The following is a 20,589-nucleotide window of genomic DNA, read 5'->3' as shown; positions in this document are numbered from 1 at the left end:
GCGCCCGTGCGTGGTTGACGAGTCCAGAGACTCGTTAACCACGCACGGGCGCCGGAGGCGCCTAGATGGGCCGGAACCCGGCGCCGGGACCACCGCTCGCGTTCATATCGGCGACGATGGAGTTGAGGTTGGTGCCGATCTCCGGGCCGATGCACGGTGCCGCGAGGTAGGCGTTGACCATGGCCACCAGGGTGGTGCCGACGACCATCGGTGCGCCCGAGTCACCCTCGATCACGCAGGCCTGGGTCCACGTCTCCCCCGTCTGCATGAGGTCGCCGTAGACGATGCCGCAGGTGTTGCCCGTGGTGCGGCCTTCCTTGCACGCCACCTGCGGGAACGCTGCCGGTGCGCCGATTTGGGTGATGGTGACGCCGCCGACCCGGTTGACCGGGACGACCTTCGCCGGGTCGAACTGGATCACCGCGTAGTCGAGAGCGGGATTGGAGACGACGAACTTTCCGACGATGCCACTGTCCTGACTGGCTTCGGGCACCACGTAGGAGCCCGCCTCACCGCAGTGGCCCGCCGTCAGGCCGACGAGCCTGCCCGCGTTGTCGTGGCCGATGGTGGTGAGTGAGCAGACGAGTTCGTCGTTCACCACGATCCCCGAACCGCCCCCCAAGACGGCGGCCGGAGCTGCTGTCGCGGACCCCGCCGCAACGAATCCCAGAATTCCCGCTGTCGCCGCAACAACCGCCGCGAATCGTTTCAACATTTTTCGAACCTTCCCGGATGAGCCCCGACGGCCGCGTGTCTCCCCATAAGAATCCCACCCCGCGCAAGACCTGTGTGGGGGAATGCCGATGTAGAGACCGCGACCCGTTACTCACCCGGGCGCTACTCGACGGCGCCGAGTGCCTCCAGTGCTTTGCGGGCGTCCTCGAGTTGCCGGCTCAGCTCGTCCACCCGGGCCGCCGCGAGGTTGCGTGCCGCCACGATGATCGACTCGACGGCTTCGATCGCCGTCTCCTCGCCGAGTTCCCGGACGGCGCGCTCGACGGCGTCCGGAGAGACGGGGACGGCCTTGCCCGGACGCTTGGCTCCGTGCGCGACGGTGACGCTCCAGTCGTTGTCGGCGCCGGCGTGGATGGTGACGCTGACTCCCGCGGGCACCTTCTTGCTGGTGCGTTTGGCCGGTGCCGCGGCGGGTTTCGGAACCGCGGTGGCAACGGGCGCAGGCGTCGCGACGGTCTTGGCGGCGGGCGTCTTGGAGGCAGGGGGCGGGCCGGGCTCGATCTCCTGGTGCACGACCGGTGTCGCGCGGGCGGCGGGTGCGGGCGCAGGCTTGGGGGCCGGAATTCGTCTCATCAGAAGCTCCTCCGCTTCGAAGGGGAGCTCGTCGTCGACACCCTTGGGGCGGATCAAGAGCGTATTGCCTTGCACCGAGATAGCTTTCGCCGAGGCTCCGGCCTCGAGCCCGAGGCTGGGCATCGCCTCGCGCAGATACACGGTGGCCCGCTTACCTTCCGCGATCGCGGCAGCGAGGGTCTCGAGATTCTCCGCGGTCAGGTGATCCGGTGCGGCGGCACCGGAACGTCTACGGGGCGGCATGCGCTGTCCTTTCTGGTCTGTCTCCTGGTTACGCTCGTGAGCACCGCAACTCTCGCACACCCCACCGACGGTTCCGCATCGGACGGGCTCGCACAGTGGCAGATTGAGGGGGACGGACGCACCGGCGACCATGCGTGCGGATCGAACGTATCGAGAGGAACGACGTGACCTCGGAAGCACCGGAGAACGGCGACGAGACCGCAACGACGACGCAGATCTCACCGACCCTGCTCCGCGACGTCCAGGCCGATCTCGAGGAATCGCTTCTGGGCGGGCCCCGCCGCTACACGCGGGCCGAGATCGCCGACTTCGCGGGGGTGTCCCTCGAACGGGCGGACCGCCTGTGGGTGTCGATGGGTTTCGCGGTCGACACCGATCCGGACGGCGTCATGTTCACCGAGGGGGACGCCGCCGCGTTGCGCACCATCGCCTCGCTCGTCGACCAGGGGATCATCTCGCCGGAACGCGAGGTGGCGGCGGCCCGTGCACTCGGCCAGGCGATGTCGCGGCTCGCCGAATGGCAGGTGTCATTGATCAGCACCCACATCGTCGATCAGCTCGCGGGGTCCGCGGGCAGCGACGAGCAGGCCATCCGGGAGCAGGTGCGCGAACTCACCGCCGAGATCCTCCCGGCGGTCGAGTCGTTGCAGGCATACGTGTGGCGCAGGCACATCGCCTCGACCACCGGTCGCAACGTCGGGAATCCCGGCGAGGAGGTCGCGAGCCGGAAACTGGTGGTCGGCTTCGCGGACATCGTCGGGTACACGTCGCTGACCCGTCAGCTCGGTGCCCGGGAACTGAGCGACCTTCTGGAACGATTCGAGTCGGCGTCGACGTCGGTCATCGGCCGGCATCAGGGATGGGTGGTGAAGACGGTCGGCGACGAGGTGATGTTCGCGGTCGAGTCGCCGGCCGATGCGGCGGAGATCGCCCTGCAGCTGCGGGAGCAGGTTCTGCCGGACGAGACGGACCCCGAACTGCGGGTAGGACTCGCGATGGGTCCGGTGCTCGTCCGGTTCGGCGACCTCTACGGCTCCGTCGTCAACACCGCGGCGCGACTCACCGGTTCGGCGCGTCCCGGCACGGTGCTGATCGACGAGGCGCTCGCCCACGAACTCGCCGACGCCCCCGGTTACTACCTCAAGCAGCTACGCTCACGACGTGTTCGAGGGATTCGACGACTCGAACAGTTCGTGCTGCGCCGAGACCGGGACGCCTAGCGACCGTCAGCTTCCGAAGGGAAGGGTTCCGGGCGGGATGGAGTATCCGCTGCTGCCGGCGGCGACGCCGCCCCAAGCACCGAGGAGCCAGTTGAGTGCATCAGTGATCATCGAGAAACCTTCCCACACCATTCATTCGATACGCGCGGCATCCGGTGCCGCGCGCACGTGCCACGGTAATGACGACGTGCGGAGCTGTCGACGTCACAATGCCTGAGCAGGCGGTATCTCGAGGAGCGCCGGCGTGGCCGGACCGGCGGCGACCTGGGCGGCGCGTGCGGCGAGGAAGTCGTCGACGATCTGCTCACACGCGGTCCGTCCCAGTGGGGTCAGGGTCGCGAGCCGGGTGAAGACGAGTGGTCCGATGAGTTGCGCGAGAGCGAGGTCGTAGTCGAATTCGCCGAGGCGTTCGGCCGCCTCGGGTGTTCCGAAGACCTGGTCGAACGCCGCCCGGTACTGCTCGACGATGGTCTGCCTCAGCGTCCGCAGTTCCGGTTTGTCCGCCTCGACGGCGGCCGCGCTCGAGTAGTCGTCCAATGCCGGACCCATGCCGAGCCAGCACATGGCCGTCACGTTCATGGGGGCACTCTCGATCAGTTTCGCCTGACTGACCATCAACTCGACGAGCCGGTCACGGAGGTCGCCGTCGGCGGGCACTGTCGGCGCGGGTGGGATCAGCCGCCCGAAGGCCGCGGCGACCAGTTCGGTGCCGTTGTCGAAATGGCGGTAGAGCGTGGCCCGAGCGACGTTCGCGAGTTTGGTGACGGCGTCGATCGTCACGGCGTCGGTGCCACCCTTCGCGAGAAGAGTTGTCGCGGCGTCGAGAAGTCTCGCGCGAGAGCGCTGCCTGCGGGGATCCTGCTCGGTCATCTGCACCGCCTGTTCCTGCCACTGCCCGACCTCTTGTGAACTGTCAGTCTACCAACGATACTGGCAGTCTCGTTACTTCCACGGAGGGACTACATCGTGCGCTCTCGGGACTCCGCACCACCGCAGGACATCGAACAGAGCAACACCACCGGCTGGACCCTTCGGCAGATCTGGATGCTGACCGTCGCGTGCTGCGCGGTCGCGCTCGTCGTCGCGGCGATGGCCGCGCTGAACACCGCCTTGCCCGACCTCGCGCGCGACACGGGCGCGACCCAGAGCCAGCTGACGTGGATCGTCGACGGCTACACCCTCACCCTGGCCGCCCTCCTGCTTCCGGCGGGCGCGCTCGGCGACCGGTACGGTCGCCGCGGCCTCCTCATGTTCGGACTGCTGATCTTCGGCCTGGGTGCCGCTATTCCGATCCTGAACGACAGCCCGGAGTGGATCATCGGGTCCCGCGCGGTCGCCGGCATCGGCGCAGCCTTCGTGATGCCGGCGACGCTGTCGCTGCTCACCGCAGGTTTCCCGCTGTCCCAGCGCGGCCGGGCCGTCGGCATCTGGTCGGGTGTCGCCGGGTCGGGCGCGATCGCCGGACTGCTGGTCTCGGGACTGCTGCTCGAACAGTGGTCGTGGAAGGCGATCTTCGTGAGCCTCGCCGTGGTGTCCGGCGTCCTCTTCCTCACCGGATTCACCATCGCCTCCTCACGCCAGACCGACCAGGCACCGCTCGACCTTCCCGGCACCGTGACGATCGCGGCGGCGGTGGGCCTGTTCGTGCTCGGCACGATCGAGGCGCCGCACCGCGGCTGGTTGGATCCCGCCGTCGTCGGGCTCATGGCGGGTGGCGTCGCCGCCGCGGTAGCGTTCGCGCTCGTCGAGCTGCGCCGCGAGCATCCGCTCCTCGACGTGCGGCTCTTCGCCAACCGCGCCTTCGGGTCGGGGTCGATGTCGTTGCTGGTGCAGTTCCTCGCCATCCTCGGGCTCTTCTTCTTCGCGGTGCAGTACCTGCAACTGGTGCTGAGCTACTCGCCGCTGGAGTCGGCGCTCGCGCTCGCCCCCATCGCGGTACCCGTGATGATGCTGTCCGTGGGGATGCCGTTCGTCCTCCCCTATGTCGGCCTCCGCCCGTTGCTCTCCGTCGGCGCCGCGATTCTCGGTGTCGGAATCCTGCTGATGGTCCGGCTCGACGAGTACTCGAGCTACCCCCAGGTGGCTCTGCCGCTGGTCGTGGCCGCGTTCGGCATCGGCCTGTGCACCGCACCCGCCACCACCGCGATCGTGCAGAACACTCCTGACGAGAAACAGGGAGTGGCGTCCGCCGTCAACGACACGGCACGCGAGATCGGGGCGGCGATCGGCGTCGCACTGGCAGGCAGCATCCTGGCCGCGGGCTACGGCAGGCACGTCCAGCCGGCCGTCGACGCCGTCCCCGACGTCGCGAAGGAGCCCGTGTCGAGTTCCCTGGCCGCCGCGCTGCACGTCGCCCAGTCGGCGGGACCGCAGGGTGAGCAGCTCGCGAGCTTCGCCCGGAAAGCGTTCCTCGAGGGAATGGACGAGGCGTCCATCGCCCTGGCCTGCGTGTGCTTTGCATCCGCGGTCGTGCTCGCGGTGTGGGCGCCGGGCCGGAAAGGGTCGTCTCCGGCGCCGTGGAAGGACGAGGAACTGGCCGACGTCGACTGAGCGGGCATTGCCCTTGTGACCGCCGTCATTGTATCGTTCAGTATCAGTTACTGAATGTCACAGATAGTTGACCGCCTAGTCACAGATCAAGGGGTAGTGATGACCGCATCGATCGTCGTCTCCGACCGCGAAGAGACCGCCCAGCGCTTGCTGGCGTCGTCGGCACGCAAGTCCTACGACCCGATGGTCGAGGTCGACTGGGAAGCACCGATCCCCGACGACAAGTTCGGTCTCACCCCCGAGTGGAGCACGCTCTACGGCACCGCCCTGTGGGACGAGATGACCGAAGAGCAGAAGATCGAACTCACCAAGCACGAGGCCGCCAGCGTCTCCAGCGTCGGGCTGTGGTTCGAGATCCTGCTCATGCAGATGCTGCTGCGTGACGTGTACGGCCGCGACAAGCACTCGCGCCACGTCCAGTTCGCGCTTACCGAGGTGGCCGACGAATGCCGCCACTCGGTGATGTTCGCCCGCGCCGGTGAACGCCTCAACATGCCGAGCTACGGCCCGCACCCCGCGATCCACAAGCTCGGACGCATCTGGGGCGGCTTCTTCCGGGGCGCCAACGCGTACGCCAGTGTGATGGCCGCCGAGGAGATCCTCGACATGATGCAGCGCGACTTCATGAAGGACGAGCGCGTGCAGCCCGTCACCCGAACGGTGAGCAAGATCCACGTCCTCGAGGAGGCCCGCCACATCCGCTTCGCCCGCGAGGAGGTCGGACGCCGCATCGAGGGTGCCAGCTGGGCACGACTGCAGTTCGAGCGCCTCAACACCGCGGTGGTCGTGTATTTCGTGATGAAGAGCATGATCCGCAAGGACGTGTATGCGAACGCCGGACTCGACCCGGAGCGGGCCGCCGCCGAGGCCAAGAACAACCAGCACTACAAGGACACCGTTCGTACGTCCGGTTCCAAGTTGATGCAGTTCCTCGATGGCGTCGGCCTCGTCGGCGGCCCGTCCAAGCGCCTCTACAAGAGGGTCCATCTCCTCTGAATCATGTGGGGACGTGGTCCAGGTAGGACACACCGGTCGAGGTGATCTCGAGGACGCGCGCGGACGGAATGTCGAAGAACATTCCCGCGACGCGTACTCGGCCCTCGGCCGCCGCCGCGCCGACGAGGGGATGGCGCCCGAGGGTTTGCACCTGGACCGCCACGTTCACCATGCCCAGCTGGTCGACCTCGTCGAATCCGAGTTCGGCCGCTGCCCGCGCCACCGGATGACCGCTGAGGAACGCGTTCCGGCTCGGCTGCGCGAACGTCAGCCACTGTTCGACGGCGTCGCGATCGGATCCGTCGTTCTCGGGCTGCGCATTTGCGAGCACGGCCTTCATCGCGCCACAGCCGGAGTGGCCGCACACGATCACCGAGCTGACCTCGAGTTCGTCGAGGGCGAAGGCCAGTCCGGCCTCGACGGAGACGTCCTGCTTCCCGGTCGGGACGAGGTTGCCCACGTTGCGCACCGTGAACAGGTCTCCCGGACCGCTGCTGGTGATGACGTTCGGCACGATGCGTGAATCGGAGCAGGTGAGGAACAACGAGTCGGGGCGCTGCCCGTCCCGCAGTTCGTCGAGGTGCGGTTGCAGTTGAGCCGCGTTCCGTCGGTGGTACTCCGACACTCCAGCGAGGACCGGTCGGAGCGCCGCCGGTGTGGTGGTGGATTCCGCGGTGTCGCTGTGCCGCGGCTGCCAGCTCTTCCACGGGGCGAACCCGCGGGGGCTCACCACGCCAATGCCGCGCCGGGGCGGGGACACGCCGACGGCGTCCATGTCGACGGGGCCGAGCGCATCGATCACGACCGTTCCGCCGTTCCGCTCGTGGTGACGCTTCCAGTCGTCGATCGCCTCGAACATGGCGTGGTCGAGGAAGTCGACCGCCAGTTCCACGGTGACGTGCGCACCCTCGGGCACCTTCGCGAGGAGCCCCGTCAACGCCGGCATGGACAGGAAGCTGCACGACCCCTCGACGGTCACGCGCCACCGCCCGGAATCCTCGGAGCCGACAGGTTCGGCCCGCATCTTGGGGTGGATGACCCGCCACAACAGCAGGACCACCGCGAGTGCGAGACCGATGATCACGCCCTCGAGCAGGTTCAGGAAGACCACGCCGGCCACGGTCACGCCGTACACCCACAGGTCGCCGGTGCGCCGGGCCGTCCGCAGATGAGCCATCTTGACGAGCTGGATGCCGATCACGATGAGGAGGCCGGCCAGCGCTGCCATCGGGATCTGCTCGACGAGTCCGGTGAGGAGCGCGGCGAAGACGAGGATCCACACGCCGTGCAGCACGGCGGACGCCCGGGTGCGCGCCCCGGCGGCCACGTTGGTGGAACTGCGCACGATCACACCGGTGACCGGCAGGCCGCCGATGAGACCCGAGATCATGTTGGCCGAGCCCTGACCGACGAGTTCACGATTGAACTCCGAACGCGTGCCGCCGTGCATCTTGTCGACGGCGACCGCGGACAGCAGGCTCTCGACGCTCGCGATCAGCGCGACCGTGAGTACGCCGGTGGCCACTGCGAGCCACGGGCCCTCCGGCATCGAAGGCAGTGCCACGGCGTCGAACAGGGATCCGTCCAACGTGATTCGATCGATGTCGAGTGGGAAGACAAGGGAGAGAACGGTGGCGGCGACGACGGCGACCAGCGGGCCGGGGAGCACCTGCAGCTTGCCGGGGATCTTCTTCCAGAACAGAAGGACGGCGATGACCACCGATCCCACGAGGACGTCACTGTACCGGGCGGACGTCAGCTGGCCGGGGAGCTGAGTGATGTTCTCGACGGTCGAGCTGTGCGAGCTACCGCCGAGTAGGACGTGAATCTGCTGGAGGGCGATCGTGATTCCGATACCCGCCAGCATGGCGTGGACGACGACCGGCGCGATGGCCAGGGCCGCACGGGCAATTCTACTGAGTCCGAAGATGATTTGAAGGAATCCGGCCGCGACGGTGATCGCGCATGTGGCCTTCCAGCCGAACGTGGCGACCAATTCTGCTACCACCACGGTCAATCCGGCGGCGGGACCACTGACCTGGAGCGGTGAACCTCCGATGGAACCCGCCACCACACCGCCGACGATCGCCGCGATGAGCCCCGCCATGATCGGGGCGTCGGACGCGATCGCGATACCGAGCGACAGTGGTAGTGCGACGAGGAAGACGACCAGCGACGCGGGTAGGTCGTATCGCGCGTTATCTCGCAACCTTTCGCCGAGGGTCGGTCCGGGGGCGGGGGCACCGGATGGGGGTGCTTTCTCGTTCCCGAGGATCGACATGACGACACCTTACGGGCGGAGAACGACGAAACGCCCGAAACGGACGGGATCTTGTGGCATGTGTCACTGTGACAGTGCTTTTCGACCAGTTGAATCGAAAACTATTGGACAACAGTCCATTACATGAAGCTTAAAGTACACAAAGTTCACCGTGCCCACCCTTGCACCGTGAGACGTGCCGGTCACCGGCGGGAAACGGTCACCGGCACGGCCGGGCCGGCCTACACGGACGTGGGCACGACGACCAGCGCCCAGACGAACATCGGGGCCGCCAGCACGATCAGACCGCAGTAGGCGAGCATCTTGCGCTGGAAACGACCCTTGTCCTCGACCTGTGCGTTGGCGAGCACCATCACGCCGTTCGTCGAGAACGGGCTGACGTCGACCACCGTCGCGGAGAATGCCAGGGCCGCGACGAATCCCACGGCGCCCACCTCTCCCATCGCGAGCATCGGCGCGGCGAGGGGCAACGCGATGCCGAGGGTACCGATCGACGATCCGAACGCGGAGATGATCGCAACCGCGTAGCAGAGGATCAACGCGGTCAGCAACGGCGATCCGAGAGCCGACGCCGCATCGCCGAGGAAGTCGAGCGTGCCGTTCTGCGTCATGACCGCCATGTAGGTGAGCATCCCGCACACGAGCACCACGGCCGGCCATGCCACGTTGTCGATGACCTTGGGGTGCGACTTGGGCGCCATCAGCAGCAGCACCGCACTGATGCAGATCGAGCTGACGCCGACGTCGATTCCGAACGCGACCGACCCGACGACGAGGAAGCCGATGCCGGCGAGCGTCGCGAACCGGTACCGGTTCATCTTCACCGGCTTCACGCCTTCGTGGATCAGCGCCTCCTCGATGACCTCACGATCGGTGAGGGTCGCGGTGTTCCCGCCCGGGCCGTTGCCCGGAGTCACGCCACCGGACGGCCGACGTGAGAAACCGCCTGATCCTCCGCCGTCGGGTGTCTCCTCGACGGGACGCGGAGTGCGGCGACCGATCAGGTCGAGGCCGTAGATCAGGAACAGCACGATCGCGATGGCCAGGTTGAGCACGAACGGCAGAGCGAACAGGACCAGGGGATTCGCTCCGACGCCGGACGAGTCCATCAGTCCGTTGATGAATGCGCCGTAGAGATTGATGGGCGAGAACGCGCAGGCCAGGGCGCCGTGACTGATGACCATGCCCATCAGGAACGGGTTGATCTTGTTCTTGGCCGCGAGAGGCATCGCGATGGGGGCGAGCATCCCGACCGCGAGGACGGATCCGAGGGCCATCAGCAGTCCGGACAGCAGGAACATCATCCACAGGATCGCCCACCGCCTGCCGCGTACGAGTCGGAGCGAGGCCTCGATGACGAGGTCGATGGTCCCGTTCGTCTTGGCTATGGCGAACAGCAGCGTGATGCCGCCGACGATGATGAACGTGCTGCCGGGGAAGGCGTCGATGATGTCCTCGACCGGGATCCCGGACACCCACCCGCCGATGACGAACGCTCCGGCGAACGCGAGGATGCCCATGTTGATCGGGGTGAGGGTCGCAACTGTGAAGATCGCGATGAGAGCGACGATGGAGATTGCGTAGACCATGGTCGGCCTTTCGGGGTGAGTTCGCAGATCACACTGCGGTGAGGGGCCGAGCTTGGGCCAGAGCGTGTTTCACGGTGTCGACGGCGAGGCCGAGGGCCTGCTGGTCGATACCCGTGTCGATGTCGTGCGCGTGCAGGTACGCGACCAGTTCCTCGGTGGCGAGGTTGCCGTGGGCGCCCGGCGCGAACGGGCAGCCGCCGTACCCGCCGATGGCGCTGTCGAAGTGCGTGATGCCGAGCTGCCGGTGCGCGGCGATCACGGTGCTCAGGGCCTGACCGTGCGCGTTGTGGAGGTGCAGGCTCAGTTCGACGTCGGGGAGGGCGTCGCGTACCGCCCCGGCCGATGCGAGCACCTGCTCGGTGGTGGCCGTCCCCAGCGTGTCGGCCAGCCCGAGCCGGCGCACACCCATCGCGGCCATCGCGCTCGCCACCCGCACCAGCGCGGCGGGGGCGATGATGCCCTCGAACGGACAGACGAACGCGGTCGACACACCTCCGAGGAAACTCCGGTCCGGGTACTTCTGCAATGCCTCGGCAAGTCCGTGCAGCGCCTCGTCCGGGTTCCGGCCCGTGTTCGCGGTGCTGTGCCCGGCACTGGCAGACGTCACGACCTGGATCTCGTCGATGCCGGTCGCGATCGCACGGTGCACTCCACGCGGGTTGAGTGCCAGAGCGCTGTACGTGACCGACGGGTCGGTGCGGGGCAGCCGGGCGATGACGTCGTCGGCGTCCGCCATCTGCGGGACACGCGTGGGCGAGACGAACGATGCCGCTTCGATGTGCTTCACACCGGCAGCGACGAGTGCGTCCGCGACGACGATCTTGTGGTCGGTGGAGACGACCACATCCTCGTCCTGCAGTCCGTCTCGTAGCACGACATCCGTTATGGTGACTGACATTTCACTTTCCTCCGATTCAGATGACGTTGCGGGCGCGGTAGTCGTCGAGCTGATCACCCGACAGATTCAGCAATCCGCCGAGGATCTCGTCGGTGTGCTCACCCAGCTCGGGGCCGGCCCAGCGGATCTGCGTGGGTTCGCCGTCGAGCTGCGGGACCACGCCGGGGAAGCGCACCTCTTCGGGTTCCCCGTCGACGGACACCTTCAGGCTCTGGAGCATGCCGCGGGCGTTGTAGTGCTCGTCGTCGGCGATCTGCACCGCGTCGTACACCTCGCCCACGGGCACACCGGCGGCGCCGAGTTCGGCGACGACGTCGCGGGGGCGACGCACCGACGTCCACGACGAGATGGCCTCGTCGAGTTCGGCTTCCCGGCGGAATCGCTGATCCCCGTCGGCGAGTTCGGGATCGTCGGCCAGATCGCCGCGCCCCACGGCCTGCATCAACCGGCCGAACACGCCACTCGAGTTGCCGGCGATCATGACGGAGCCGCCGTCGCACGGATAGACGCCGCTGGGCACCACGCCGGGCAGATTGCCCGCGGTCCGTTCGCGGACCATGCCGTACGCGTCGTAGTCGGGGACGAGGGATTCCATCGCCATGAACACCGATTCGTACAGGGCCACGTCCGCGACGCCCGGGGTCGAGTGATCACCCTGCCTTGCCTTGGCCAGCAACATCATCAGGGCGCCGATCGCACCGTGCAGTCCGGCGAGCGTGTCGGCGATGGGGGCGGCCGCCCGGACCGATTGACGGTCCGGATAGCCGGTGACGTGCCGCAGTCCGCCGAAGGCCTCGGCGACGCCGCCGAATCCGGTGCGCTCCCGGTACGGGCCCGTCTGCCCGTAGCCGGAGATCCGGACCAGCACGATGTCGGGGTTGGCGGCCGTCAGCTGGTCGGGCCCGATTCCCCACCGCTCGAGCGTTCCGGGACGGAAGTTCTCGATGACGACATCCGACTTCGCGGCGAGGCCGAGAATGATCGCGCGGCCCTCGTCGGTCCGGAGGTCGAGGGTGACGGACCGTTTGTTGCGCGCGATGGTGCGGAACATCATCGACGTCGCGCCACGGCGGCGACGCCAGCCCCGCAGTTCGTCGCCGACGCCCGGTCGCTCGATCTTGACCACCTCGGCGCCGAAGTCGGCGAAGATGCGGCTCGCCATGGGGGCTGCGATGAAGTTGCCGAGTTCCAGCACACGGATGCCGTGCAGTGGGCCGTTCTCTGGGACCTGCATGTGAGAGTTCTCCCTCGTCGATCTGAACTGGATGACGACTGGGCTCCTAACCTGCTAATTCTCATTATTTGGCAGTTGGATTCCCGTCTGATAAGAATGACGGTAGTGGCAGCAGTCACAATTGGCAATGCCCGGAGTCCGCACCACACGACAATGGACGACGGGACGCTGCGCAATGCAGCAGGATTCCGCTGCTCGACAGGAGGAGAACACGGTGAGAGAACCACACGTCGTTGCGATCGATGGACGTTCGCCGCGCGCGGAGAAGAGCACCTGGGTCGCGCCGACGGCCGCGGTGATCGGCGCCACGACGCTCGGCGCGGAGACCAGCGTCTGGTACGGCGCGGTGCTGCGTGCCGATTGCGATTCCATCACCCTCGGCGAGGGCAGCAACATCCAGGACGGGGTGGCCGTTCACGTCGACCCGGGCTTCCCCGTCGTCGTCGGCAGGGACGTCAGTGTGGGGCACAACGCCGTCCTGCACGGCTGCACCGTGGGGGACGGCGCCCTCGTGGGCATGGGGGCCACCGTCCTCAACGGTGCGGTGATCGGCGAGCAGTCGCTGGTCGCGGCCGGCGCACTGGTCCTCGAGGGCACGCGAATTCCGCCGCGCTCACTCGTCGCAGGCGTGCCAGCGAAGGTGCGTCGCGAACTGACCGACGACGAGGTGGCCCACAACGCCGCCAACGCCGCGGTCTACCGTCAACTGGCGCAGCAACATCGATCGGCGGACGTCACCACGTTCGACATCGCCTGAGCGGCTCAGTCGCCCGGAACGGATTTCTCGATCTGCCGCGCGGCAGCGACGACTGCGCGGCCCATCGACGCACCCAGGTTCTTCCCCATCCGCCCCTCGGGACCCGACACGCACACGGCGGCCACGATCTCGCCATGCCTGCGGACCGGCGCACTGATGGACGCGGATCCCGGTGTCCGTTCCGAAACCGACACCCACCAACCCGATTTCACGGCTTCGGGGTCGGCCTCCCAGTCTCCGGACAACACGTGGCCGCTCGACCCCTGCGGTAGCGGGACCAACGTTCCGACGGGCAGTGCCACCCGCAGTTCGTGCTGGGAATCGACGCTGGCCGCGCACAGCCGCGATTCGCCCCGCCGCACCCATAGCTGTGCGGATTCGCCTGTCATCTCCGCCAATTCGCGCAGCGCTGGGATGGCGAGGTCGCTCAGCGCCGTCGTGACGAAACGCTGACCGAGGTAGAAACGGCCTTCCTGATCCTTCCGGAGGAGGCCGTGCTTGACCATGTCCGTGGCCAGCCGGTACGTGGTCGACAGGGACAGGTCCAATTCGCGGGCGAGGTCGCTCGCACCCATCGGGCTCGCCTCCACGACGTCGAGGATCGCCACCGCGCGTGCGAGCACTCCGACGCCGATCTCACTCCGCGCAACCATCGCAGTCCATTTCTATTGCCCCATTGAAGTATTCAGATTGTATAGGAAAGCGGGGGCGGGGCTGCTCTCATCCGTCGATGCGGCTAGATGTGCGGGTCTCGGTTGACGACCGGGCCGGCGGCCGGTTACCTCTGAGTCAGGCATTCGCCACTCCCCCGGTGCGCAGTCGCACTCACCTTCTCCGTACCCGAAAACCGTTGCAAGGAAGGGCACCATCATGACGATCGAGCAGACTCTCACCGACAAAGAACGCCTCGCAGGTCTCGACCTCGGCCAGCTCGAGCAGCTGGTCGGGCTCGTCGAGTACGACGGCACCCGCGACCCGTTCCCGGTCAGCGGCTGGGACGCCGTCGTCTGGGTGGTCGGCAACGCCACCCAGACCGCCCACTACTTCCAGTCCGCGTTCGGGATGACCCTCGTCGCCTACTCCGGACCCACCACCGGCAACCGCGACCACCACAGCTTCGTCCTCGAATCCGGGGCCGTCCGCTTCGTCATCAAAGGCGCCGTGAACCCGGACAGCCCCCTGATCGACCACCACCGCACCCACGGCGACGGCGTCGTCGACATCGCCCTCGCCGTCCCCGACGTCGACAAGTGCATCGCCCACGCCCGCGCCCAGGGCGCCACCGTCCTCGACGAACCCCACGACGTGTCCGACGACCACGGCACCGTCCGCCTCGCCGCGATCGCCACCTACGGCGACACCCGCCACACCCTCGTCGACCGCAGCCACTACACCGGCCCCTACCTGCCCGGCTACACCGCCCGCACCTCCGGCCACACCAAACGGGACGGGGCACCCAAGCGCCTGTTTCAGGCCCTCGACCACGTCGTCGGCAACGTCGAACTCGGCAAGATGGACCACTGGGTCGACTTCTACAACCGGGTCATGGGCTTTACGAACATGGCCGAGTTCGTCGGCGAGGACATCGCCACCGACTACTCCGCCCTGATGTCGAAGGTCGTCTCCAACGGCAACCACCGGGTCAAGTTCCCCCTCAACGAACCCGCCCTCGCCAAGAAACGCTCGCAGATCGACGAATACCTCGACTTCTACCGCGGCCCCGGCGCCCAGCACCTGGCCCTGGCCACCAATGACATCCTCACCGCCGTCGACCAGCTGACCGCCGAGGGCGTCGAGTTCCTGGCCACCCCCGACTCCTACTACGAGGACCCCGAACTGCGGGCCCGGATCGGCAACGTCCGCGCCCCCATCGCCGAACTGCAGAAACGCGGCATCCTCGTCGACCGCGACGAAGACGGCTACCTGCTGCAGATCTTCACCAAACCCCTCGTCGACCGGCCCACCGTGTTCTTCGAACTCATCGAACGCCACGGCTCCCTCGGCTTCGGCATCGGCAACTTCAAAGCCCTCTTCGAGGCCATCGAACGCGAACAAGCCGCCCGCGGAAACTTCTGAGCGGGCGGCGTTCAGTGGGCGCGAGGCGGCAGGTCCGTACCTGAGATCAGCGCACCCGCGGGGACTTCCGCGTGCTCACGGCGATGCGATTCCACGCGTTGATCGTGAGCACCAGCGAGATGAGCTGCGCCAGTTCCGTCTCCTCGAAGTACTCCTCCGCCTCCTCGTACACCGAGTCGGGGACGAAGCCGTCGGTCAGCACGGTGATCGCCTCGGCGAGCGCGAACGCCGCACGCTCCTTGTCGGTGTACAGCCCGTGCGCCTCCTCCCACGCGCTCAGCAGGTACAGCTTCTGTTCGCTGATGCCGATCTTGCGGGCGTCGGCGGTGTGCATGTCGATGCACCAGGCACAGTGATTGATCTGGGAGCAACGGGTGACTACCAACTCGACCAGCTCCGGGTCGAGGCCCTGCCGTGCCGCGGCGTCCAGGGCGATCATGGCCTTGTAGACGGCGGGCGCCTTGCGTGCGAGATCGACTCGGGTCTTGCGCTCTGTTGTGGTCATACGAGAACAGTAGTCGCGGAATAGCCCATCTGTATGGTTCAATTCAGTGATGGAAACTTGGGCCAATTCGGGTCTGGGCCGCGACCTCCATCTCGACCTCACCGCGTCCGGCGGCGGACGGGCGCAGGGGGTGCGCGCGAACCTGGTTTCCGCTCTGCGCGAGTCGGTTCGATCGGGACGGCTCGTCGCAGGCACCACTCTCCCGCCGTCCCGCACCCTGGCCCTCGACCTCGGCATCGCCCGCAACACCGTCGCCGAGGCGTACGCCGAACTCGTGGCCGAGGGCTGGCTCACCGCCCGGCAGGGGTCGGGCACCCGGGTCGCCGATCGGGCAGGCGAGCCTGCCCTGCGTCCGCGCACCCGCTCCGCGGCCACGCCCCGACCGGCGTTGAGCCTGATGCCCGGTTCTCCCGACGTCGGGGAGTTTCCTCGTACGGCCTGGATGACGTCGGCCCGCCGCGCATTGACCGCGGCGCCCAACGACGCCTTCGGACCGGGTGATCCGCGGGGACGTCCCGAGCTCCGTCACGCTCTCGCTGAATACCTCTCTCGTGCACGAGGAGTGCGCACCGATCCCGACCACATCGTGGTCAGTGCGAGCTCGGGGCACGGACTGTGGTTGCTCGCCCGCGCCGTGAAGGGATCGATCGCCGTCGAAGGGTACGGGCTGCATCTTCATCGCGAACTTCTCGGCGACGCCGGCGTCTCCACCGTCCCCCTGCACCTCGACAACCGCGGAGCGCAACCCCCGGATGCGACAGGCAGGCAACTGTCGGCGGCGTTACTCACCCCGGCGCATCAATTCCCCACCGGCGGGCCACTCCATCCCAGCAGGAGAACGGCTTTCGTCGAATGGGCACGTGTGACGGGGGCGATCGTGATCGAGGACGATTACGACGGGGAGTTCCGGTACGACCGCCAACCCGTCGGCGCCCTGCAGGGCCTGGCCCCGGACGAGGTGGCCTATCTGGGCACGGTGAGCAAGACCCTCTCCCCCGCGATCCGCGTGGGCTGGATGGTGCTGCCGGAACGCCTGATCGACCGCGTCCTGGCAGTCAAGGGCGGATACGAGAGATGGGTCAGCTCGACGGACCAGCTCACCCTGGCAGACTTCATCGAGAGCGGCGCATTCGATCGGCACGTCCGCAGGATGCGCACCCTCTACCGTCGTCGCCGCGACAGCCTCGTCGAAACCCTCGCCGCCCGTGCACCACACGTGCACGTCACCGGCATCGCGGCCGGTCTGCACGCCGTACTCGAACTTCCCGACGGGACCGAGGCGGCCACCCTCGACCGGGCCGCAGCCCTCGGTCTCGCAGTGGAGGGTCTGCGCACGTTCCGTCATCCGGACGGTCCCTCGGACCGGCCCGACGGACTCGTCGTCGGCTACAGCACGCCGTCGTCCGCGCGTTTCTCGGCCACTCTGGACGCCCTGTGCCGCGCGCTGCCCACTCCGTGAACAGAATTTCCTATGGGACTGGTCGGAATGCGTGTCGTGCGGTTACAGTCTGATCCGTGACCGAATCCGGCGTGCTCGACTCAGGTGAACTGCTGACGCGGCGTCGCCATGTCGATTTCGCACTGGTGTGTACCTCGAGGTGTCCGATCTCCTGATCGGACCCGTCCCGGCGTGACGTTTCACGCCGGGTTCTTCCTGCACACCCTCGTTTTCTAAGGATTCGTACTGTCATGACCACTGCATCCGTTTCGCATCTCGCATCGGTCATCGGCGTCACCCGCGACGCCGTGTCCGAGGATTCCGCGAACGCTCACGTCGTCTTCCGCGCCTCCGCACAGGCGCACGACGCCGTCGCGAGCACCGTCACGCTCGGCAAGTACAGCGTCGAGGTGGACGAGCCGCCGGCGCTCGGCGGCGACAATTCGGCGGCCAATCCCGTGGAGTACTACCTCGCGTCGCTGCTCTCCTGCCAGGTGGTCACGTACCGATTCTGGGCCGAGAAGCTCGGTGTCCGTGTCGACGATATCTCGGCGCGCGCGGAGGGCGACCTCGACGTGCGCGGGTTCTTCGGCTTCGACGACGCCGTCCGTGCCGGGTTCGGCGAAGTGCGCGTCGTCGTGACGCTGACCGGCCCGGAATCGCGGGAGCGCTACCTCGAACTGCAAGAGGCGGTGGATGCGCACTGCCCCGTCCTCGACCTGACCCGAAACCAGACCCCGGTCCACACCGTGGTCGAAACACTCACCGGCGACAACTGATTCACCACATCCACCTCACCGAATCTGGAGCACACCACTCGTGACCGAGAGCATCGATCCCACCGTCAACTGGTCGTTCGAGACCAAGCAGATCCACGCCGGGCAGACGTCCGACGCGACCACCAAGGCGCGGGCGCTGCCGATCTACCAGACCACCTCGTACACGTTCGACAGCACCGATCACGCTGCCGCGCTGTTCGGTCTGGCCGAGCCGGGCAACATCTACACCCGCATCATGAACCCCACCCAGGACGCGGTCGAGCAGCGCATCGCCGCCCTCGAAGGCGGCGTCGCCGCCCTGCTGCTGTCCTCCGGGCAGGCGGCGGAAACCTTTGCGGTGCTGAACCTCGCGGAGGTGGGCGACCACATCGTCTCGAGCCCGTACCTGTACGGCGGCACCTACAACCTCTTCCACTACACGTTGCCCAAGCTCGGCATCGAGGTCTCGTTCGTCGAGGACCCCGACGACCTCGAGCAGTGGCGCAGCGCCGTCCGCCCGAACACGAAGGCGTTCTACGGTGAGACGATCGCCAACCCGAAGAATCACATCCTGGACATCGCGGGAATCTCGAAGGTCGGCCACGACAACGGAATCCCGCTGATCGTCGACAACACGGTGGCCACACCGTATCTGCTGCAGCCACTGAAGCACGGCGCCGACATCGTGGTGCACTCGGCCACCAAGTACCTCGGTGGTCACGGCACGGCGATCGCCGGTGTCATCGTCGACGGCGGCACGTTCGACTGGACCCAGGGCCGCCACGGCAACTTCACCACCCCGGACCCGAGCTACCACGGTGTCGTCTTCGCGGACCTCGGCGCCCCGGCCTACGCGCTGAAGGCGCGCGTTCAGTTGCTGCGCGACCTGGGTTCCGCGGTCGCCCCGTTCAACGCGTTCCTCATCGCGCAGGGCATCGAGACCCTCAGCCTGCGCGTGGAGCGGCACGTCGCCAACGCCCAGAAGGTGGCCGAGTTCCTCGAGGCCCGCCCGGAGGTCACATCCGTGGCCTACGCGGGTCTGCCGTCCTCGCAGTGGCACGAGCGCGCACAGCAGCTCACCCCGAAGGGTCCGGGTGCGATCGTGACATTCGAACTGGCCGGCGGTGTCGATGCCGGCAAGAAGTTCGTCAACGCGCTCACCCTGCACAGCCACGTCGCGAACATCGGCGACGTGCGATCGCTGGTGATCCACCCGGCGTCCACGACGCACTCGCAGCTCACCCCGGAGGAGCAGCTCGCCGCCGGTGTGACGCCCGGACTGGTCCGGCTGGCCGTCGGCATCGAGGGTATCGACGACATCCTCACCGACCTCGAGACCGGGTTCGCCGCAGCCGCAGTCTGATCCGATGCCGGGAGGCCGAGGCGCGCGCCTCGGCCTCCCGGCGCTTTCAGATCATGGCGCGCATCATCCCCTGCGGTTCGCCGCCGAGCTGGGTGAGCGCGCTCGCGTGGTTGGTGGGGCCGGGAACGTGAACCGCGTGGGCCAGGCCGGCGTGCGCGTCCCGCCAGAACCGTTGCATCGGAGTCTTGTAGTGCAACGCGCCACCGCCGGCGCGCGCGAAGATCTCGTCCGCGGCACGCACCGCACGCCAGGCCGCGGCAATCTGGGTGCGGCGTCCGATCGCCCGCTCCTCGAACGTGATCTCCTTGCCCGCGTCTACCTTGTCGTAGAACCGGTCGGCGGTCTCGATGAGGGACACCCGCGACGCATTGATCTCGGCGGCGGATTCTCCTATCGCACTGAGCACGTAGGGATCCTCCTTGATCTTCTGGCCCGTGATGGCGACGCGGTCCTTCTGCACCGCGATGTGACAGGCCAGCGCGCCCTCGGTGATGCCGATGACGGCGGCGGTGATGCCGAGCGGGAACATGCAGGAGTACGGCATGTTGAACAACGGCTCCGGCCTGCCCGCCTCCTTCTGCGCACGCCCGTCCATCACCTTCGCCGCGTTCAACGTCCGGTATCCCGGGACGAATGCACCGTCGACGATCAGGTCCTTGCTTCCCGTTCCGCGCAGGCCGATGACGTCCCACGTGTCCTCGACGATCTGATAGTCGGTGCGCGGCAGAATCACGTGCAGCGACGAGGGCGTCGCGATGCCACCCTCGCCGTCGCCGACCATCGCCCCGAGGAAGGCCCACTGACAGTGGTCGGTTCCGGACGAGAACGACCATCGTCCCTTCAGTACGTACCCGCCGTCGACCGGTGTCGCGACACCCATGGGCGCATACGGCGACGCCATCCACGTGTCGTTGTCCTCGCCCCAGATCTCCTCCTGCACCTGCGGGTCGGCGAACGCCAGTTCCCACGGGTGCACGCCGACGATCCCGGTGACCCATCCGCTCGCACCGTCGAGTGCGGCGACTCCCATGACGGTCTCGGCGAACTCGCGGGGGTGCACCTCGTAGCCGCCGTAGAGCCTGGGCTGCAGCAACCGGATCGCCCCGGAGTCGCGCAGGAGGCCTGCGGCGGCGTCGGTGAGCCGGCAGTCCGCCTCCGACTGGACCGCCTGCCCGCGAATCTCCTCGGCGACGACTTCGATTCTGTCGAGAACCCGACCCATCAGGACTCCCTTCCACCGCGAGTAGAACACGTTCTAGTCAATATAGCGCCGGGGTGGCATTTCCGAGCCGATCCGCACCCCACGCTTGAAAGTTCGCCATACCTAAATCTATAGTGCGGAGATACGAATCAGCAGGTAGATCGACAGACCA

18 protein-coding genes are annotated in these 20,589 nt (G+C 67.3%); 8 read left to right on the top strand and 10 right to left on the bottom strand.

The window, feature by feature from the left end; genetic code table 11:
- Positions 1-61 precede the first annotated feature (61 nt).
- Together RHA1_RS24880 and RHA1_RS24875 are read right to left on the bottom strand one after the other, a co-directional pair.
- Complete coding sequence (locus tag RHA1_RS24880) at positions 62-715, bottom strand: S1 family peptidase (RefSeq protein ID WP_009478120.1); 654 nt, start codon at positions 713-715, stop codon at positions 62-64.
- A gap of 122 nt (positions 716-837) precedes the next feature.
- Entirely contained in the window at positions 838-1,551 is a 714-nt protein-coding gene (locus RHA1_RS24875) for a DUF6319 family protein (RefSeq protein ID WP_011597328.1), read from the bottom strand.
- Positions 1,552-1,715: 164 nt separating this feature from the next.
- Between RHA1_RS24875 and RHA1_RS24870 the strand changes: the two genes are divergently transcribed.
- On the top strand, positions 1,716-2,771 hold the full coding sequence (locus RHA1_RS24870; RefSeq protein ID WP_011597327.1) for an adenylate/guanylate cyclase domain-containing protein: 1,056 nt from the start codon (positions 1,716-1,718) through the stop codon (positions 2,769-2,771).
- Positions 2,772-2,975: 204 nt separating this feature from the next.
- Here RHA1_RS24870 and RHA1_RS24865 read toward each other — a convergent pair whose 3' ends face one another.
- Positions 2,976-3,647 carry a TetR/AcrR family transcriptional regulator gene (locus RHA1_RS24865; RefSeq protein ID WP_009478117.1) on the bottom strand — a complete coding sequence of 224 codons (672 nt, stop codon included), beginning with the start codon at positions 3,645-3,647 and terminating at the stop codon, positions 2,976-2,978.
- 90 nt (positions 3,648-3,737) lie between these two features.
- Here RHA1_RS24865 and RHA1_RS24860 point away from each other — a divergent pair, with 90 nt between their 5' ends.
- Together RHA1_RS24860 and RHA1_RS24855 are read left to right on the top strand one after the other, a co-directional pair.
- Positions 3,738-5,321 carry an MFS transporter gene (locus RHA1_RS24860; RefSeq protein WP_011597326.1) on the top strand — a complete coding sequence of 528 codons (1,584 nt, stop codon included), beginning with the start codon at positions 3,738-3,740 and terminating at the stop codon, positions 5,319-5,321.
- 99 nt (positions 5,322-5,420) lie between these two features.
- Positions 5,421-6,317, top strand: a complete 897-nt coding sequence (locus RHA1_RS24855; protein WP_005255915.1) for an AurF N-oxygenase family protein — start codon at positions 5,421-5,423, stop codon at positions 6,315-6,317.
- 1 nt (position 6,318) lies between these two features.
- On the opposite strand, the gene RHA1_RS24850 is transcribed toward RHA1_RS24855, so the two are convergent.
- From RHA1_RS24850 to RHA1_RS24835, 4 genes are all read right to left on the bottom strand, one after another.
- On the bottom strand, positions 6,319-8,598 hold the full coding sequence (locus RHA1_RS24850; RefSeq protein ID WP_011597325.1) for a SulP family inorganic anion transporter: 2,280 nt from the start codon (positions 8,596-8,598) through the stop codon (positions 6,319-6,321).
- A 221-nt stretch (positions 8,599-8,819) separates the two neighbouring features.
- Positions 8,820-10,187, bottom strand: coding sequence for an SLC13 family permease (locus RHA1_RS24845; RefSeq protein ID WP_011597324.1), 1,368 nt, complete (start codon positions 10,185-10,187; stop codon positions 8,820-8,822).
- A 28-nt stretch (positions 10,188-10,215) separates the two neighbouring features.
- Complete coding sequence (locus RHA1_RS24840) at positions 10,216-11,085, bottom strand: hydroxymethylglutaryl-CoA lyase (protein ID WP_011597323.1); 870 nt, start codon at positions 11,083-11,085, stop codon at positions 10,216-10,218.
- 16 nt (positions 11,086-11,101) lie between these two features.
- Positions 11,102-12,319: a CaiB/BaiF CoA transferase family protein gene (locus RHA1_RS24835; RefSeq protein WP_011597322.1), complete on the bottom strand. Its 1,218-nt coding sequence runs from the start codon at positions 12,317-12,319 to the stop codon at positions 11,102-11,104.
- A 214-nt stretch (positions 12,320-12,533) separates the two neighbouring features.
- Between RHA1_RS24835 and RHA1_RS24830 the strand changes: the two genes are divergently transcribed.
- Positions 12,534-13,076, top strand: a complete 543-nt coding sequence (locus RHA1_RS24830; protein ID WP_192815088.1) for a gamma carbonic anhydrase family protein — start codon at positions 12,534-12,536, stop codon at positions 13,074-13,076.
- A 5-nt stretch (positions 13,077-13,081) separates the two neighbouring features.
- Here RHA1_RS24830 and RHA1_RS24825 read toward each other — a convergent pair whose 3' ends face one another.
- The gene (locus RHA1_RS24825) at positions 13,082-13,729 is read right to left on the bottom strand and encodes an IclR family transcriptional regulator (protein WP_011597320.1); all 648 of its coding nucleotides are present in this window, start codon (positions 13,727-13,729) and stop codon (positions 13,082-13,084) included.
- A 217-nt stretch (positions 13,730-13,946) separates the two neighbouring features.
- On the opposite strand from RHA1_RS24825, the gene hppD reads away from it, so the two are divergent.
- The gene (hppD, locus tag RHA1_RS24820; RefSeq protein WP_011597319.1) at positions 13,947-15,152 is read left to right on the top strand and encodes a 4-hydroxyphenylpyruvate dioxygenase; all 1,206 of its coding nucleotides are present in this window, start codon (positions 13,947-13,949) and stop codon (positions 15,150-15,152) included.
- 46 nt (positions 15,153-15,198) lie between these two features.
- On the opposite strand, the gene RHA1_RS24815 is transcribed toward hppD, so the two are convergent.
- Positions 15,199-15,657 carry a carboxymuconolactone decarboxylase family protein gene (locus tag RHA1_RS24815; RefSeq protein WP_009478108.1) on the bottom strand — a complete coding sequence of 153 codons (459 nt, stop codon included), beginning with the start codon at positions 15,655-15,657 and terminating at the stop codon, positions 15,199-15,201.
- A 49-nt stretch (positions 15,658-15,706) separates the two neighbouring features.
- Between RHA1_RS24815 and pdxR the strand changes: the two genes are divergently transcribed.
- The 3 genes from pdxR (at position 15,707) to RHA1_RS24800 (ending at position 19,216) form a co-directional block, all read left to right on the top strand.
- Complete coding sequence (gene pdxR / locus RHA1_RS24810; protein WP_011597317.1) at positions 15,707-17,116, top strand: MocR-like pyridoxine biosynthesis transcription factor PdxR; 1,410 nt, start codon at positions 15,707-15,709, stop codon at positions 17,114-17,116.
- A 230-nt stretch (positions 17,117-17,346) separates the two neighbouring features.
- Positions 17,347-17,874, top strand: coding sequence for an OsmC family protein (locus RHA1_RS24805; protein WP_009478106.1), 528 nt, complete (start codon positions 17,347-17,349; stop codon positions 17,872-17,874).
- A 40-nt stretch (positions 17,875-17,914) separates the two neighbouring features.
- Positions 17,915-19,216 (top strand): bifunctional o-acetylhomoserine/o-acetylserine sulfhydrylase, encoded by a 1,302-nt coding sequence (locus RHA1_RS24800; RefSeq protein ID WP_009478105.1) that lies wholly within the window; start codon positions 17,915-17,917, stop codon positions 19,214-19,216.
- Positions 19,217-19,262: 46 nt separating this feature from the next.
- Here the strand turns inward: RHA1_RS24800 and RHA1_RS24795 are convergent, their stop codons facing one another.
- Positions 19,263-20,438, bottom strand: coding sequence for an acyl-CoA dehydrogenase family protein (locus RHA1_RS24795; RefSeq protein ID WP_011597315.1), 1,176 nt, complete (start codon positions 20,436-20,438; stop codon positions 19,263-19,265).
- Positions 20,439-20,589: the final 151 nt, after the last annotated feature.

Source organism: Rhodococcus jostii RHA1 (assembly GCF_000014565.1).
GTDB classification, from domain to species: domain Bacteria; phylum Actinomycetota; class Actinomycetes; order Mycobacteriales; family Mycobacteriaceae; genus Rhodococcus_F; species Rhodococcus_F jostii_A.
The sequence above is the reverse complement of the archived record's forward strand: the minus strand, read 5'-3'. Positions and strand labels throughout refer to the sequence as shown.